Genomic DNA, 16,754 nt, shown 5'->3' with positions numbered 1-16,754 from the left:
TCTTCACTTTTCCCCCAGTGTTAAGTTTGCCTCCGGCAGATGCCGCTAGAAGAGAACTGTAGCGAACGTCCCCACCTGCCGGAAGCCGACGCGTTCGTAGGTGGCCCTGGCTTTGGTGTTGAAACCGTTCACGTACAGGCTGGTGATGGGGGCGATCTTCTGCGCCTGCTCCACGACCGCTGACATGTAGCCGGAACTGAGCCCCTGGCCCCGGAACAGCGGGTTCATCCACACGCCCTGGACCTGGGTGACGTCCGCCGTGACTGCGCCGAGTTCGGCCTTGAACACCACTTCGCGGGAGTCGTTAAGGTGGACCAGGGAGTGGCCCTGCCGGATGAGGCCTTCCACCCTGCGGCTGTAGAATTCCCTGCCGCCCAGGTACGGCGAGTAGCCCACTTCCTCCTCGAACATGGCGGCGCAGGCAGGGAGGATGCGGTCGAAGTCGGCCAGGTTTCCGTGGCCGAGGCCGGGGTTGGGCTGCACGCGGGGAGGTTCGTCGATGACCATCAGCGGCTGGTCCTCGCGGACCTCGTGGGCCCGGTGCCCCAGCTCCGCCAGCTCGGCGTGGATGGCCAGGACGGCCTCCGCCGGGCCGAATGCCGATGCGTAGCGGCGGCCTGAACTGCTCGCCGCTTCCGCCACCAGGGGTGCGAGGGCCGGGTCCAGCTGGACCGGGACCAGGTTGGCCCCGGCCCAGCAGGCACCCGCAAGGATGCCGTCGTCGAAAATGCCGATCACGCCCGCGCCGCCGCTGGTTGGCGCGGCCGTGCCCGTAGCCCGGAGGTGGGCCAGGATGAACACGTTGGCCACAGGATCCTGCTGAGCCAGCAGCCTCAGGGCGTCGGTGTCCTGCCCGTCGAGGGTACGGACGGAGAGCCCCGCAGGGTCCGGAACGTCCCTACGAGACGCTAACCACGGGGCTACCCTTGACAGCATCTTCGCCATCGGCCTCCCCCATCTCTTCCGCGATACGCATGGCCTCTTCGATCAGTGTCTCAACAATTGCGCTCTCGGGGACAGTCTTGATGACTTCACCCTTCACAAAGATCTGGCCCTTGCCGTTGCCGGAGGCAACACCAAGGTCGGCTTCGCGGGCCTCGCCCGGTCCGTTCACGACGCAGCCCATGACCGCCACGCGCAACGGGATTTCCATCCCCTCCAGGCCGGCGGTGACCTGCTCAGCCAGGGTGTACACGTCCACCTGGGCGCGGCCGCAGGAGGGGCAGGAGACGATTTCCAGCTTTCGGGGGCGCAGGTTCAGGGACTGGAGGATCTGGTTTCCCACCTTGATCTCCTCCACCGGCGGCGCGGACAACGAGACCCGGATGGTGTCGCCGATGCCCCGGGAAAGGAGGGCGCCGAAGGCGGTGGCGGATTTGATGGTCCCCTGGAATGCAGGGCCGGCCTCGGTGACGCCCAGGTGCAGCGGCCAGTCACCCTTTTCGGCGAGCATTTCGTAGGCAGCGACCATGACCACGGGGTCGTTGTGCTTCACCGAAATCTTGAAGTCGTGGAAGCCATGCTCCTCGAACAGGGAGGCTTCCCAGACGGCTGATTCAACCAGCGCCTCAGGTGTGGCCTTGCCGTACTTCTTGAGGATGCCGGGTTCCAGGGAACCGGCGTTGACGCCGATGCGGATGGAAGTGCCGTGGTCCTTCGCGGCGGCGGCAATCTCCTTCACCTGGTCGTCAAACTTGCGGATGTTTCCCGGGTTCACGCGGACGGCCGCGCAGCCGGCCTCGATTGCGGCGAAAACGTACTTGGGCTGGAAGTGGATGTCCGCGATGACGGGGATCTGGGACTTCCGGGCGATGATGGGCAGCGCCTCCGCGTCGTCCGCGGAGGGGCAGGCCACGCGGACAATGTCGCAGCCCGAAGCCGTCAGTTCAGCGATCTGCTGCAGGGTGGCGTTGATGTCCGTGGTGGGCGTGGTGGTCATGGACTGCACGCTGATGGGGAAATCGGAACCTACGCCCACGGACCCGACCTTGATCTGGCGCGTCTTGCGGCGCGGGGCGAGGACGGGCGGCGGTGCTGACGGCATTCCCAGGCTGACCGAGGTCACGTGGACTCCTTGAGTTGAAGCGGTATGGAGGCGGCTACGCGGCGAGCCCGGCGAACATGCCGATCACCGGTGACCATTCAGTAATGCGGGTTCCGGCGATGACGCCGGCTGCTGCGTAGGGATCCTGCTTGAGGATCGAGTTGAGGGTGGCCTCGTCGGCGGTCTTGAAGATCAGCAGCGCGCCGGCACCGTCACCGTAGGGGCCGCTGGCCAGGATGGCACCGTCCTGCGCCAGGTTGCCGGTCCACTCGCGGTGTGCGGGGCGGGTCTCGTTGCGGGCTTCTGTGGAGTTGGCGGCATAAACGTACTCAACGGCAAAAACTGTCATACCGCTACCCTATCGCCATGGCTGGCTTCGCACCCATCCGGCGGCCCCAACGGAGGGGCTCCGCAGGTACCAGGCTTTCAGTGCAGGAACAGGACTTTGGCGGTGGCAGCAATGCCGGCCGCCCACAGCATCGAGGCCAGCGTTCCAATAATGAACCGTTCCGCTGCCACGGGGGTTTCCTTCAGTTCGGCGAACCGGCCGAGGCCCTTGATGGCAACGATGTAGGCGATGGCCACGGGCTGCCCGGTGAGGATGGCCAGGCACACACCCAGCCGCTCCAGGACGCCGATGATGGCTCCGCCGCGCAGGATGCGCTGACCGTGGGCAGCGGCGTCCCCGGCCGGGCCGTCCGACGGCGGTCGGCCGGGTTCGGCGGTCAGCTCGCCGTCCACGGACAGGTTGCCGTCGACAGGCCGGGTGCCAGCGACGGATTGTTTGCCGTCGACATGCTGGCTGCCGTCGTCGGCATCGCGGACGCCGGGGTCCACGGTGCCGTCCGCGGCGGGATCCTCGACCGCCCGCCGGGCCTTCGCGGCGGCCTTCGCGGCGTCCGCCCTGTCGTCAATGGTCCTGGCGAGCTTGAACACCAGCGCCGTGACGGGCCAGCCGGCGAATCCGGCGGCCACCAGGGCGGCGGCAATCCACAGTGCATCCATGGGACTCCTCTTCCAGGGCCGTCAATCCGGCCCGTAGCGGAACGGCGGCCCTCATTCCCCTGTTCCGGGGATGAGCGAATGGGCATACTCCAGCAGCATGGCCGCAGCAGGCCGTGCCGCCCATTCTTCCTGCCATCCGGAGCGGAGTACGGTACGGCTCACCGACTGTTCCGTGATTCCAAGCTCGCGGGCCACCTGTTTCTGGCTTCCGTGGCGGCCTGGGGTCTGGCGGCGCAGGGCATCGACCACCCGCCACTGGGCGTCCGTGCGTTCCTGGACGAGACGGCCCAGCAACCGGAGCACCGCTTCCGCATTGGCGCATGCCTTCACCGCCTCCTCCCCCGGGACACCTGCTTCACCGCCAATAGTGCCGGCGGCCACCGACAAGGGAATCTGGGAGCCGGCGGCTTTGGCGAGTTCCACGGCCTTCCGTGCGGCGACAAACGCCGTTCCCGTGCCCTCGCGGGGGCTGGCGCCCTCCGGCAGTGACACCGTTCCCACGCCGATTCCCACGTACCACCGTCCCGCCCGGAGGGCCTGAAGGGCGATGGCCACCACGGCGCCGGCACCCTGCACTACACCCTGCACCTCATCCCCCACCGAGCGTTCGAAGACAGGCCGTCCCGGGCCTTGAACGTCGAGGCCCGCGAGTTCGGAAAGAAGGTCCGGAACCCGGTCCACGTCCCCGGTGCTGCCGCGCTGATCGATGGTCATTACGAACATGCCTCAACCGTAGATGACTGATTTCCAAGAATCAATCAAAAATGACTGATATGAGAAAATCAGCCATTAGGGGGTGATATTAGCCGAAGAGGTTTACCGGTTTGACGATGTCGGCGTAGATCAGCAGCACGCTCATGCCGATGAGCAGCGCGGCCACCACATAGGTCACGGGGAGGAGCTTGGCGATGTCGAACGCCCCCGGATCCGGCCGGCCGCGCAGCTTTGCCACTTGGCGCCGCGCGCCTTCGTAAAGCGCTCCGGCCACGTGGCCGCCGTCAAGCGGCAGAAGCGGGATGAGGTTGAACACGGCGAGCGCGAAGTTCAGGCCGGCCAGCAGTCCCACCAGGGTGGCCAGCCTTGACTGCAGGGGCACCGCCTCCATGGCTGCCACCTCACCTGCCACCCGGCCCACTCCCACCACACTGATGGGGCCGTTGGGATCGCGCGGTTCCTCGCTGAAGGCGGCCTTGGCCACGCCCACCACGCGGGCCGGCAGGTTGAACACCACGCCCGCCACCTGCCGGATGTTCTCCCCCGCCATGGGCAGGACGGACGACGCCGGCTGGGGCACCAGCGCGGTCTGGGCACCGATGCCGAGGAACCCGACGTCCTGGTACTGCAGGGTGCCGGATGCGTCGGTGGCCTGCCGGCCGTCCGGTCCCATCACGGGCCGGGCCGACAGGACGGGGGTGACGGTGGTTGACACGGACGTGCCGTCCCGCTGCACGGTGATGGCCACGTCCCGGCCGGCCGAGGCACGGATCCATTCCGTCAGCTGCGCCCAGCTGGTGACAGCCTTGCCGTCAAAGGAGGTGATGGTGTCGTTGGGCTTCAGCCCTGCGGCGGCAGCGGGGGTCAGCTGGCAGTCGGCCGAGTCCGGGTCCACGGTTTCGCCCGCCGCCACCTGGCACTTGGAGACGTCGGCGATGGTGGTGGTGGCCGTGGCAACGCCGAAGCCCATCAGCAGCACAGCGGTAAGCAGCAGCCCAAGCACCATGTTCATGGCCGGGCCGCCGAGCATCACGATGACCTTTTTCCAGACCGGCAGGCGGTAGAACACGCGGTTTTCATCGCCCGGCCCCACGTCCTCGTGCGCCATGGAGCGCGCCTCGGTGGCCAGGGTCTGGAACATGCCGGTACTGGAGGGCCTGACCGTTCCGTCGTCCTTGTTCGGCGGGTACATGCCGATCATGGAGACGTAGCCGCCCAGCGGGACGGCCTTAATCCCGTACTCCGTCTCGCCCTTCCGCCGGGACCAGAGGGTGGGCCCGAAGCCGATCATGTATTTGGTGACGCGCACCTTGAAGAGCTTGGCCGGCACCAGGTGGCCCACCTCGTGCAGCGCGATGGACGCTGCGATGCCGATGGCAACGAAGACGACGCCGAGGATGAAGAGTAGGACAGGGGTCATGGAGGTGCTGCTGCTTCCTAGAGACTGCTGACTGCTAAACGTTCGTGGGCGCGGGCGCGTGCCCAGTTCTCAGCATCCAGTACGGATTCCACAGTCAGCCCGGAGGAACCTGAATGTTCGCTGAGGACGTCCTCCACCGCATCCACGATGTCGGTGAACCTGATGCGGCCGGCGTGGAACGCGGCAACCGCCTCCTCGTTGGCCGCATTGAAGACTGCAGGGAAGGTGCTGCCCTGTTTGGCGGCGTCCTTGGCCAGGTCCACGGCGGGGAATGCCTTCACGTCGAGCGGTTCGAAGGTCCAGGTGGCCGCCTGGGTCCAGTCGCACGCGGGAGCGGCCTTGGCCACCCGGTGGGGCCAGCCGAGGCCAAGGGCGATCGGCAGGCGCATGTCAGGCGGCGAGGCCTGGGCTATGGTCGAGCCGTCGATGAACTGGACCATGGAGTGCACCACGGACTGCGGGTGGACCACAACGTCGATCCTGTCCAGCGGGATGTCGAACAACAGGTGCGCCTCGATGACTTCCAGGCCCTTGTTCACCAGGGTGGCCGAGTTGGTGGTGACCATGACGCCCATGTCCCAGGTGGGGTGGGCCAGGGCCTCCTGTGGGGTGACGCTTTGCAGCGACTCCCGGTTCCGGCCGCGGAAAGGGCCGCCGGACGCGGTGAGGACGAGTTTTTCCACCTCGCCGGCGGTGCCGGAGCGCAGGCATTGGGCAATGGCCGAATGCTCTGAGTCCACGGGAACGATCTGGCCGTTCCGCGCGGCCGCCTTGACCAGGCTGCCGCCCACGATGAGGGATTCCTTGTTGGCCAGCGCCAGGGTGGCGCCGGACTGCAGGGCCGCCAGCGTGGGTGCCAGCCCGATGGAACCGGTGATGCCGTTGAGCACCACGTCCGCCGGGACAGCGGCGATCCGGGTGGAGGCATCGGGGCCGGCGATGATCTCGGGACGGTAGCCGCGGCGGCCGGCTGCTGCGGCGGCCTCGGCGATCAATCCCTCCAGCCGGGCGGGGTCCCCATCGGCGATGCCGACCGCGGCAGCCCCCGTGTGCACGGCCTGGCGGGCCAGCAGTTCCAGGTTCCCTCCGCCGGCGCTGAGTGCCACCACCTCGAAAAGGTGAGGGGCGCCGTCGACGACGTCAATCGCCTGGGTGCCGATGGAACCGGTGGATCCGAGGAGGACGATTCTGCGTGGCTGCATTGATTAAGTATCCCGCACAGCCCCGGGCCTTCCGCGCCTTGACCCCGGGGCGGCCCGGCGTAACGTGGATTTCGTGGACTGGCTGTCCTGGTTCGACGCGCCGGAGTATGAATTCGCCCGGCAGGTACTGCAGCGCGGGGTGGCTGCGCTGTACTTCGTCGCGTTCCTGTCCACACTGAACCAGTTTCCTGCCCTGCTGGGTGAACGCGGCCTGCTTCCCGTCCCGGAATTCCTCGCCGGCTTCAGCCGTTTGCGCCGGCCCACCCTGTTCAGCTGGCGGTATTCGGATGCACTGCTGCGGGGCGTCTGCGCCGTCGGGCTGGTGGTCTCGGCGCTGCTGGTGGCCGGGATCCCGCAGCTGGGGCCGCCCTGGGTTCCGCTGCTGGCGTTCCTGGCCCTGTGGCTGCTGTATATGTCGATCGTGAACGTGGGGCAGACGTTCTACGGTTTCGGCTGGGAAATGCTGCTCCTGGAAGCGGGCTTCACGGTGGGATTCCTCGGCTCGGACCAGACCGACCCGCCGCGCACCATCCTGATCCTGGTGGTGTGGCTGGTGTTCCGGCTGGAGTTTGGCGCCGGAATGATCAAGATCCGCGGCGGCCGGGAATGGCGGGATCTGACGGCCCTGTACTACCACCACGAAACCCAGCCCATGCCGGGTCCGCTCAGCCGGCAGGCCCACCTGCTGCCCAAGCCGCTGCACCGGATCGAAGTGGTGGGCAACCACTTCGCGCAGCTGGTGGTGCCCTTCTTCCTGTTCGCGCCGCAGCCGGTGGCCGGCGTGGCTGCCGGAGTCGTCATCATCACCCAGCTGTGGCTGGTCGCCAGCGGCAACTTCGCCTGGCTGAACTGGATCGCGATCGTGCTGGCGTTCTCCGCCGTCAGCGACCCGGTGGCCCACGCGGTGCTGCCGGTGCTCCCCGCGGACTGGCACCCGGGTGCAGACCGGGAAACCCCGCTGTGGTGGCTGGCCATCACGTTGGCCGCCTCCTTGCTGCTGCTGGTCCTGAGCTACTGGCCGCTGCGGAACCTTTTCTCCCGCCGCCAGCTGATGAACGCCAGCTTCAACCGCTGGCAGCTGGTCAACACCTACGGCGCCTTCGGGACGGTGACCAAGCAGCGCATCGAGATCGTGGTGGAGGGCACGCTTGATGAAGACCCCGATGACGGCGGTGACTGGCGGGAGTACGGCTTCAAGGGCAAGCCGGGGGACGTGCGGCGGCTGCCGCGGCAGTGGGCGCCGTACCACCTGCGGCTGGACTGGCTGATGTGGTTCCTGCCGCTGCGCAGCGTGCACGAGGAATGGTTCTACGCCTTCCTGGGCAAGCTGCTGGCGGCGGACCGGCAGGTGCTGCGGCTGCTCCGGCATGACCCGTTCGACGGCGCCGCGCCCCGTTGGGTGCGCGTGCGCAGCTTCCACTACCGGTTCGCCACCCGGAAGGAGTTCCGGGAGACCGGCGACCGCTGGGTGCGGACGCTGCTGTATGAGCCGATCCCGCCCACGTCCCTGCGGCGGTCGGGGAGGCGGCAATAACAGCCTTTAGCCCATCCCCTGGGCCCGCCGGATGATCTCCTGGGCGTGCTTGAGGATGGGTCCGTCGATCATTTTCCCCTCGTACCGGAAGACCCCCGACCCGGCCGATTCGGCAGCCTCCAGGAGGGCGGCAGCAGCAGCGACCTCGTCCGCGGACGGCGCGTAGGCCGTGCGGACCACGGCGGCCTGGCTGGGGTGGATGCATGCCTTGGAGCTGAACCCGGAGGCGACGGCGTCGGCAGCTTCGGCCGCGAGCCCGTCAAGGTCGGGGATGTTGGTGTAGACCGCGTCCACCGCCTCCTTGCCGTAGGCACGCGCGGCAACCAGCACGGACGAACGGGCGTGCAGCGCCACAGCCCGGTAGCCGCCGTCGTCCTTCCTGCTGGAGGTGCCGCCGAGCGTTGCCAGCAGGTCCTCGGCTCCCCACATCAGGCCTACGACGTTGGGGGCGGCGGCGATGGCCGGGGCGTTCAACACCCCCAGCGCCGTTTCGCACAGTGCGATCACCTGGTAGCCGTCCAGCGCCTTGAGCTGTTCGGCGCTCTCAGCCTTGGCCAGCATCACGGTCCGGTAGGGGGTGTGGGCCAGGCAGTGCATGTCCTTTTCGAAGTCCTCCGTGCCCACGGGGTTGACCCTGACGATGGTGCAGCTGGGCTCCAGCTCCGGTTCCACGCCTGTGGTGCCCAGCTGGGCCAGGATCGCTCCGCGGGCGCGCTGCTTGTCCGCCGGCGCCACGGCATCTTCAAGGTCAAGGATCACGGCATCGGCCCGGGCGGCCGCTTTCTGGTACCGCTCGGGACGGTCGGCGGGGCAGAACAGCAAGGCGGGGCCCATTACAAAGGTCATAACGCTATTCTCCGGTGTTTTGGCCGGCCTGCGCTCCCCTGTGTGCCTCCAGGGTCCACATCAGGCAGCTGCGGGTGGCCCGGGCCACCACCGTGCCGTCCTGGTTGCGCCCGGTATGCTCCATGGTCACGATGCCCTGGCCGGGGCGTGAAGCCGACAGCCGCTTGCCGGTGACGGCCGTCTCCGTATAGAGGGTGTCGCCGTGGAAGAGGGGATGCGGGAAGGAGACGTCGGTCAGGCCGAGCTGGGCGATGATGGTCCCCTGCGTCAGCTGGGTGACGGACTGTCCCACCATGGTGGCAAGGGTGAACATCGAGTTCATGAGCCGCTGGCCGAAGGGCTGCCCGGCGCTCCAGGCCGCGTCCAGGTGCAGGGCCTGGGTGTTCATGGTCAGCGTGGTGAACAGGACGTTGTCCGTTTCGGTCACCGTCCGTCCGGGGCGGTGCGCGTAGGTGACGCCCTCCTCCAGTTCGTCGAAGTACAGCCCGCGCTGCTCGATGACGCGGGCGCCGCCGTCGTCCGTCCCGCCGGGGCCGTTCGAAAACCCGCCCGTCATACCGTCAGTTCCTGGTCTTCCTCGAACAGGTCCGCACCGGTGGCGGCGGCCACGTCCTCCGCCGAAACGTTGGGCGCCAGCTCGCGCAGTACCAGGCGGGGGCCGGACTGGTCCTGGACGACGTCGATGACGGCGAGGTCGGTGATGATCCGGTCCACGCATCCCTTGCCGGTCAGCGGCAGCGAGCACTCCCGGACGATCTTCGGGTTGCCGTTGCGGTCCACGTGTTCCATCATCACGATCACCTTCTTGGCCCCGAACACCAGGTCCATGGCACCGCCCATGCCCTTGACCATCTTGCCGGGAATCATCCAGTTGGCGAGGTCGCCGTTCTGCGCCACCTCCATGGCACCGAGGACTGCGACATCGACGTGGCCGCCCCGGATCATGCCGAAGGACGCCGCCGAGTCGAAGAAGGCCGCGCCCTTGTTCACCGTCACCGTTTCCTTGCCGGCGTTGATGAGGTCGGGGTCGACGGCGTCCTCCGCAGGATAGGGCCCGACGCCGAGGATCCCGTTTTCGGAGTGCAGCACCACTTCGACGCCGGCCGGGATGTAGTTGGGGATCAGGGTGGGCATCCCGATGCCCAGGTTCACGTACTGGCCGTTGTGCAGTTCCCTGGCCACCCGCGCGGCCAGTTCGTTGCGGGTCCAGCCTTTGGACTCTGAAGTGTCCCGGCCGTCGCCGGGTGCGTCATGCTGGGATGCCGCCCGGCGGTACTCGGGGCGGACGGCCTCGGGCCGGGGAGCGTCGGGGCTGTTCGGGTCCATGGCTATGCTCCTGCCTGCCGGGTGAGGGCTACTGTCCGCTTTTCGATCCGTTTCTCCCCGTCCCGGGCCAGGACCACCCGCTGGACGAAGATCCCGGGGGTGTGGATGTGTTCCGGGTCCAGTTCGCCGGGTTCGACGAGTTCTTCGACCTCCGCGATGGTGATGCGGCCGGCCATGGCGCACAGCGGGTTGAAGTTCATGGCGGTCGCGTGGAAAACGAGGTTGCCGTGCCGGTCGCCTTTCCAGGCATGCACGAGTCCGAAGTCGGGGGTCAGGGATTCCTCGAGCACGTAGTCCACGCCCCCGAACGACCGGACCTCCTTCGGGGCGGAGGCAACTGCGATGCCGCCGTTGGCGTCGTACTTTTGCGGCAGGCCGCCGTCGGACACCTGCGTGCCGACCCCCGCCTTGGTGTAGAACGCCGGGATGCCGGCACCGCCGGCCCGCAGCTTCTCCGCAAGGGTGCCCTGCGGCGTGAGCACCACTTCGAGTTCGCCGGCGAGGTACTGGCGGGCGAACTCCTTGTTTTCGCCAACGTAGGAGCTGATGGTGCGGCGGATCCTCCCGTCCCGGAGCAAAATGCCCAGGCCCCAGTCGTCCACGCCGCAGTTGTTGCTGACGGTTTCCAGTCCGGAGGTGCCGGCGCGGTGGAGCGCGTCGATGAGGGCCACCGGGATACCGCAGAGGCCAAAGCCGCCCACGGCCAGGGAGGCGCCATCGGGAATGTCCGCGACGGCTTCGTCGGCGCTGGCAACAACCTTGTCAATCATCAGTGATCCTTTCAGGCCGGCTACAGTCCCAGTTCGCGGGCGATCAGCATCAGCTGGACCTCCGTGGTGCCCTCCCCCACTTCAAGGATCTTGGAGTCGCGGTAGTGGCGTGCCACGGTGAACTCGTTGATGAAGCCATAGCCGCCGAATACCTGGGTGGCATCCCGCGCGTTGTCCATGGCCGCCTCGCCTGCGACCATCTTAGCGATGGCCGCCTGGGTCTTGAACGGCTTCCCGGCGAGCATCCGGGCGGCCGCGTCGTAGTAGGCAAGCCGTGCCGTGTGGGCCCGCGCCTCCATGCGGGCGATCTTGAACGAGACCGCCTGGTACTTGCCGATTTCGTGGCCGAAAGCCCGGCGTTCCTTGGCATATTTGACGGACAGGTCCACGCAGCCCTGGGCGGCACCGGTGGCCAGGGCCGCGATGGCGATCCGGCCTTCGTCAAGGATGGACAGGAAGTTGGCATACCCACGGCCGCGTTCGCCGAGCAGGTTCGCCTCGGGAACGCGGACGTCCTTCAGCGTCAGGGGGTGGGTGTCCGAGGCGTTCCAGCCCACCTTGTTGTACGGCTTTTCCGCCTTGAAGCCGGGCGTGTCGGTGGGCACCAGGATGGTGGAGATTTCCTTTTGCACCGTCCCGTCCCCGCGTTCCTTCTGCCCTGCTTCCTTCTGCCCTGTGACGGCGGTGACGGTGACGAGGCGGGTGATGTCCGTCCCGGAGTTGGTGATGAATTCCTTGGTGCCGTTGATCACCCAGTGGCCGCCCTCGAGCCTGGCATGGGTCTTGGTGCCGCCGGCGTCCGAGCCTGCCTCCGGTTCGGTGAGGCCGAACCCGGCGAGCGCCTGGCCGGACGCCAGCATGGGCAGCCACTGCTGTTTCTGCGCATCCGTGCCGAAGCGGTACACCGGCATGGCCCCCAGGGACACGCCGGCCTCCAGGGTGATGGCCACGGACTGGTCCACCCGGCCCAACTGCTCCAGCGCGAGCGCCAGGGCGAAGTAGTCACCGCCCATGCCGCCGTATTCCTCCGGGAACGGCAGGCCGAACAGGCCCATTTCGGCCATCTGCTTCACCACCTCGTAGGGGAAGCTGTGTTCTTCGTCGTGCTTGGCGGATACCGGGGCCACCACGTTGTCCGCGAAGTCGCGGACAGTGTCGCTGAGGTCCTGGTATTCCTCGGTGAGTTCAAAACCGGCCATGGTCAGGCTCCTTCGCCTTCGGTGTCCTGCGTACCTGGATGTGCTTCTGCTGATGCTGTTGTGCCCGGGGGCTGCGGATGGATGGTGGCGAGCACCTGGTCTGCCTTCACGAGGTCCCCGGTACGGGCATTGAGGTGCACTGTCCCTGCCAGCGGGGCCACCAGGTGGTGTTCCATCTTCATGGCCTCCACGGACAGCAGGACCTCCCCGGCCTGCACTGTGTCGCCGTCGCTGACCGGGACGGCCACGACGGTCCCCGGCATCGGCGAGCGAACCTCGGGGTCGGCGGAACCTTCCTGTCGCTGGACGGCCGCGAGCAGGCGCTCCAGCCTGGCCTCCCGGGTCAGGACTTCCAGGCGGCAGGACCAGCCGTCGTTGCCGAGGAACAACGCGGCGGGGACTCCGGGCAGGGGATTGGCCTGGCTTGGTGCCACCGGTCCGGCATACACCGGTGCCAGCCGGTAGCCATGCTTGCGGCCGTCGAGGTCGAGTTCGACGCTTTGCCGGCTGGACCAGTGCAGCTTGGCGCTCCGCTGCGCACCGCCGTCGACGGCGACCACGGCGGCGGCTCCCCCGTTGAAGCTGCCGCCGACCTGCACGGTGGCCACGCCGCCGTCGGGCGTTCCCAGAATAATGCGGCGCGGCGCCGGGGCACCGAGGCGCCAGCCGTTCCTGCCATGCCACGGCCCGTGTTCCGGTGCGGGATTGTTCTGTGCCTCCATGCTGAGGGCGTACAGGGCGGCCGCCACCAGCTCGGGATCACCGACGTGCCGGAATTCCAGCGCGGGCAGTTTCCGTTCGATCAGCCCGGTATCCAGGCGGGCGGCGCGGACGTCGGGATCATTGAGCAGGAGCCGCAGGTATTCCACGTTGGTCTCGATGCCCAGTGCCGTGTAGCCGGCCAGCGCCTTGTCCAGGGCATCGAGGGCGGCCGTGCGGTCAGCACCCCAGGCGATCACCTTGGAAATCATGGGGTCGTAGTTCGCGGAAAGTTCCAGCCCCTCCACCAGCGATGAGTCCACCCTGATCCGGTCCTCCGTCCCGGGCGGCAGCTCGTCCAGCGTGAGCACCGTTCCGGTGGACGGGAGGAAGTTCTTTTCCGGCACCTCGGCGTACACCCGCGCCTCCACCGCGTGGCCGGAAAGCCTGACGTCGGGCTGCCGGAGCGCCAGTTCCGCACCGGCGGCGATCCGCACCTGCCATTCCACCAGGTCGGTGCCGGTGACCATTTCGGTGACCGGGTGCTCCACCTGAAGCCGGGTGTTCATCTCCATGAAGAAGAACTCGTCCGGCGCGTCGTCGGAGACCAGGAACTCGACGGTTCCGGCTCCGGTGTAGTTCACGCTGCGGGCGGCGTTGCAGGCGGCCTCGCCGATCCAGGCGCGGACGTCCGCGCCGTTGGGAAGGTTTTCCAGCAGGGGCGAGGGGGCTTCCTCGATGACTTTCTGGTGGCGCCGCTGGAGGGAGCATTCGCGCTCGCCGAGGTGGATGACGTTGCCGTGGCCGTCCGCCAGGACCTGCACCTCGATATGGCGGGGGGTGGTCACCAGGCGCTCCAGGAAGAGCGTGTCGTCGCCGAACGCGGCGGCCGCCACACGCCGTGCCGTGGCCAGGGCGGCCGGCAGGTCCGCCTGCTTTTCCACGACGTGCATGCCTTTGCCGCCTCCACCGGCGGAGGGCTTGATGAGCAGCGGAAAGCCGACGGCGGCAGCGGCTTCGGTGAGTTCGCTGTCCGTCATGCCGGGCTCGGCGATGCCGGGAACCACCGGGACGCCGTACCCTGCCACGTGGTTCTTGGCACGGATCTTGTCGCCCATGACGTTCAGCGCTTCCACGCCCGGGCCAATGAAGGTGATGCCTGCCTCCGCCAGGGCCCGCGCGAAGTCGGCGTTCTCGCTGAGGAAACCGTACCCGGGGTGGACGGCTTCGGCGCCGGACTGCCGGCACGCCTGAAGGATCGCGCCGATGTTCAAGTAGCTGTCCGCGGCAGCGGCCGGCCCGATCCGGACGGCAGTGTCGGCTTCGCGCACGTGGCGCGCGCCGGCGTCGGCGTCACTGTAGACGGCCACAGACCGGATCCCCAGCTGCCGGAGGCTGCGGATCACGCGGCAGGCGATTTCGCCGCGGTTGGCCACCAGGACCGTGCTGAACAAGGGCGTGCCGGTGGCATCGGCCTGGCTGGCGGCTACCGCCTGGGTCTGAATGGTCATTGCTGGCTCACATCCGGAAGAGGCCGAAGGAGGTCTCCGGCAAGGGGGTGCGGGAGACGACGTCGAGCGCGAGCCCGAGGACGGTGCGGGTGTCGGCGGGGTCGATCACGGCGTCGTCCCACAGCCGGGCGGTGGAATAGTAGGGGCTGCCCTGGTCCTCGTACTGCTGCCGGATGGGCGCCTTGAACGCTTCCTCATCCTCGGCGGACCAGTCCTCCCCCGCCGCGTCGTACTGGTCCCGCTTCACGGTGGCCAGCACGCTGGCGGCCTGGTTGCCTCCCATGACCGAGATCCGGGCGGCCGGCCACATCCAGAGGAACCGCGGCGAATAGGCCCGGCCGCACATGGAGTAGTTGCCGGCGCCGAACGACCCGCCGATGACCACGGTCAGCTTGGGGACGCGGGCGGTGGCGACGGCGGTCACCATCTTGGCCCCGTTCTTGGCGATGCCGCCCTGTTCGGCGTCCCTGCCCACCATGAAGCCGGAGATGTTCTGCAGGAACACCAGCGGGATGCCGCGCTGGTCGCACAATTCGATGAAGTGCGCCCCTTTGAGGGACGATTCGCTGAAGAGCACGCCGTTGTTGGCAACGATGCCCACGGGGTGCCCGTGGATGCGGGCGAACCCGGTGACCAGGGTGGCGCCGTAATCCTTCTTGAACTCGTGGAACCGGCTGCCGTCCACCAGCCTGGCAATCACCTCGTGCACGTCATAGGGCGCGTTGACGTCGGTGGGTACGGCGCCGTACAGCCCGGCGGGGTCTGCGGCGGGTTCGACGGCGGGTTCCACCTGCCAGGCGGGCGGCGCCGGGGGCGGGAGGGTGGCGACGATGTCCCGGACGATTTGGAGGGCGTGGTGGTCGTTTTCGGCAAGGTGGTCCGTGACCCCGGAAACCCGCGAGTGCACTTCCCCGCCGCCAAGTTCCTCCGCCGTGACGACTTCCCCGATGGCGGCCTTCACCAGCGGCGGGCCGCCCAGGAAGATGGTGCCCTGGTTCCGGACGATCACGGTCTCATCGCTCATGGCCGGCACGTAGGCGCCGCCGGCGGTGCAGGACCCCATCACGGCGGCGACCTGCGGAATCTTGGCTGCCGAGAGCCGTGCCTGGTTGAAGAAGATCCTGCCGAAGTGGTCCTTGTCCGGGAAGACCTCGTCCTGCTTGGGCAGGAAGGCCCCGCCCGAGTCCACCAGGTAGATGCAGGGCAGCCGGTTTTCCATGGCGATTTCCTGCGCGCGGAGGTGCTTCTTGACGGTCATCGGATAGTAGGTGCCGCCTTTGACGGTGGCATCGTTCGAGATGACCAGGACCTGGCGGCCGTGCACCAGGCCGATTCCGGCGATGACGCCGGCGCCGGGGGCGTCATCGTTGTACATCCCGTTGGCGGCGAGCGGGGCAATTTCCAGGAAGGGACTGCCGTCATCGAGCAGCTGGTCGATGCGGTCCCGCGGGAGGAGCTTGCCGCGGGCCACATGGCGCTCCCGTGACTTTTGGGGCCCGCCCAGCGCGGTGTCCGCCAGCCGTTTTCGCAGGGCTTCGGCGAGGGACAGCTGTGCCTCCCGGTTGGCCCTGAAGGACTCGCTTGCCGGGTCAAGCCGGCTGACCAGGGTCTCCATTGACGATCCGTTCCTGCTCGGCACCGGGCCAGCCAACTGCCAACTCGGTTAGTGACTCATAACTGAAATTCAGGTTAGTCTCTGTTAACTGTGATGTCCAACACCTGGCTCCCTTGCTAGAATCTGCGGGTCCGAGGAGGAATAGTGCCCAGCACGGAAACCCGTTCCAGCAATACAACTGAACCCACTGATCCAGGGCAGCCTGCCCCCACCACGCAGCGGGGCAGGGCCAAGGAGAACCGCCGCCAGGCCCTCCTGGCAGCGGCCGCGTCGCTGTTCGCGGCGAACGGGTTCAACAGGGTATCGCTGGAAGACCTCGGCGCGGCGGCGGGGGTGAGCGGGCCGGCGGTGTACCGGCACTTTCCGGGCAAGCAGGCAGTCCTCGCCGACCTGCTGGTCACTGTGAGCCAGGAACTGCTGGACGGCGGGCGCCAGGTGGTGGCTGGTTCGGCTGATCCGCTGGCTGCGCTCCGGCAGCTGGTGGAGTTCCAGGTGGACTTCGCCCTCGGCAAGCCGGACGTGATCCGCGTCCAGGACCGGGACTTCAGCAACCTCTCCGAACAGGACCAATCCGCCGTGCGCACCCTGCAGCGCAGCTATGTGGAAGTGTGGGTCGATGTCCTGTCCAAGGTCCACCCGGAGACAGATGCGGCCGAGCTGCGCATGCGGGCCCACGCCACCTTCGGCCTGATCAACTCCACTCCCCACTCGGTCCGCAGCCACGGCCGGCGGATCGCTGCCGGGGTGGCCCGCCCCCTCCTCGAGCGCATGGCGCTGGCCGCCCTGACCGTGCCCCCGGCCTGACCTGACCGACAGCCCGCACACCACGGACGGCCCCTGGCCGGTGGCAGCAACGGTCATGCGGCTGG

At 67.8% G+C, this 16,754-nt stretch carries 16 protein-coding genes; 2 read left to right on the top strand and 14 right to left on the bottom strand.

The features are described from left to right. Positions 1-45 precede the first annotated feature (45 nt). From ACYSM9_RS01310 to dxr, 7 genes are all read right to left on the bottom strand, one after another. Positions 46-936: a GNAT family N-acetyltransferase gene (locus tag ACYSM9_RS01310; RefSeq protein WP_461855204.1), complete on the bottom strand. Its 891-nt coding sequence runs from the start codon at positions 934-936 to the stop codon at positions 46-48. Next, positions 899-2,065 carry a flavodoxin-dependent (E)-4-hydroxy-3-methylbut-2-enyl-diphosphate synthase gene (ispG, locus tag ACYSM9_RS01305; protein WP_141161002.1) on the bottom strand — a complete coding sequence of 389 codons (1,167 nt, stop codon included), beginning with the start codon at positions 2,063-2,065 and terminating at the stop codon, positions 899-901. Before ispG ends, ACYSM9_RS01310 begins: the two co-directional genes overlap by 38 nt. 34 nt (positions 2,066-2,099) lie before the next feature. Further along, positions 2,100-2,393, bottom strand: a complete 294-nt coding sequence (locus tag ACYSM9_RS01300) for a YciI family protein (RefSeq protein ID WP_461855170.1) — start codon at positions 2,391-2,393, stop codon at positions 2,100-2,102. 77 nt (positions 2,394-2,470) lie between these two features. Further along, complete coding sequence (locus ACYSM9_RS01295; RefSeq protein ID WP_461855169.1) at positions 2,471-3,049, bottom strand: hypothetical protein; 579 nt, start codon at positions 3,047-3,049, stop codon at positions 2,471-2,473. 51 nt (positions 3,050-3,100) lie between these two features. Next, positions 3,101-3,772, bottom strand: coding sequence for a MarR family transcriptional regulator (locus ACYSM9_RS01290; protein ID WP_461855168.1), 672 nt, complete (start codon positions 3,770-3,772; stop codon positions 3,101-3,103). Between the two features lie 79 nt (positions 3,773-3,851). After that, entirely contained in the window at positions 3,852-5,183 is a 1,332-nt protein-coding gene (locus tag ACYSM9_RS01285; protein ID WP_461855167.1) for a M50 family metallopeptidase, read from the bottom strand. Between the two features lie 17 nt (positions 5,184-5,200). Further along, positions 5,201-6,385 (bottom strand): 1-deoxy-D-xylulose-5-phosphate reductoisomerase, encoded by a 1,185-nt coding sequence (gene dxr, locus ACYSM9_RS01280; protein ID WP_461855166.1) that lies wholly within the window; start codon positions 6,383-6,385, stop codon positions 5,201-5,203. A 73-nt stretch (positions 6,386-6,458) separates the two neighbouring features. On the opposite strand from dxr, the gene ACYSM9_RS01275 reads away from it, so the two are divergent. Further along, on the top strand, positions 6,459-7,919 hold the full coding sequence (locus ACYSM9_RS01275) for a lipase maturation factor family protein (RefSeq protein ID WP_461855165.1): 1,461 nt from the start codon (positions 6,459-6,461) through the stop codon (positions 7,917-7,919). Between the two features lie 6 nt (positions 7,920-7,925). Here ACYSM9_RS01275 and ACYSM9_RS01270 read toward each other — a convergent pair whose 3' ends face one another. Genes ACYSM9_RS01270 through ACYSM9_RS01240 form a run of 7 tightly spaced genes read right to left on the bottom strand, consistent with a single transcriptional unit; the run spans position 7,926 to position 15,885 of the window. After that, a complete protein-coding gene (locus tag ACYSM9_RS01270; protein WP_461855164.1) occupies positions 7,926-8,765 on the bottom strand; it encodes an HpcH/HpaI aldolase/citrate lyase family protein in 840 nt (279 codons plus the stop codon). Positions 8,766-8,769: 4 nt separating this feature from the next. After that, positions 8,770-9,321: a MaoC family dehydratase gene (locus ACYSM9_RS01265; RefSeq protein WP_461855163.1), complete on the bottom strand. Its 552-nt coding sequence runs from the start codon at positions 9,319-9,321 to the stop codon at positions 8,770-8,772. Further along, positions 9,318-10,091 (bottom strand): CoA transferase subunit B, encoded by a 774-nt coding sequence (locus ACYSM9_RS01260; protein WP_461855162.1) that lies wholly within the window; start codon positions 10,089-10,091, stop codon positions 9,318-9,320. The genes ACYSM9_RS01265 and ACYSM9_RS01260 overlap by 4 nt, the downstream gene beginning before the upstream one ends. A gap of 2 nt (positions 10,092-10,093) precedes the next feature. Next, positions 10,094-10,861 (bottom strand): CoA transferase subunit A, encoded by a 768-nt coding sequence (locus ACYSM9_RS01255; protein WP_461855161.1) that lies wholly within the window; start codon positions 10,859-10,861, stop codon positions 10,094-10,096. 20 nt (positions 10,862-10,881) lie between these two features. Beyond that, entirely contained in the window at positions 10,882-12,060 is a 1,179-nt protein-coding gene (locus tag ACYSM9_RS01250; protein WP_461855160.1) for an acyl-CoA dehydrogenase family protein, read from the bottom strand. Between the two features lie 2 nt (positions 12,061-12,062). Continuing rightward, positions 12,063-14,270: an acetyl/propionyl/methylcrotonyl-CoA carboxylase subunit alpha gene (locus ACYSM9_RS01245; protein WP_461855159.1), complete on the bottom strand. Its 2,208-nt coding sequence runs from the start codon at positions 14,268-14,270 to the stop codon at positions 12,063-12,065. Between the two features lie 7 nt (positions 14,271-14,277). Next, positions 14,278-15,885: a carboxyl transferase domain-containing protein gene (locus ACYSM9_RS01240; RefSeq protein ID WP_461855158.1), complete on the bottom strand. Its 1,608-nt coding sequence runs from the start codon at positions 15,883-15,885 to the stop codon at positions 14,278-14,280. A gap of 144 nt (positions 15,886-16,029) precedes the next feature. Here ACYSM9_RS01240 and ACYSM9_RS01235 point away from each other — a divergent pair, with 144 nt between their 5' ends. Continuing rightward, on the top strand, positions 16,030-16,689 hold the full coding sequence (locus ACYSM9_RS01235) for an SACE_7040 family transcriptional regulator (protein WP_461855157.1): 660 nt from the start codon (positions 16,030-16,032) through the stop codon (positions 16,687-16,689). Positions 16,690-16,754: the final 65 nt, after the last annotated feature.

The organism is Arthrobacter sp. C152 (assembly GCF_054890965.1).
This window is presented reverse-complemented; position numbering and strand designations above follow the sequence as displayed.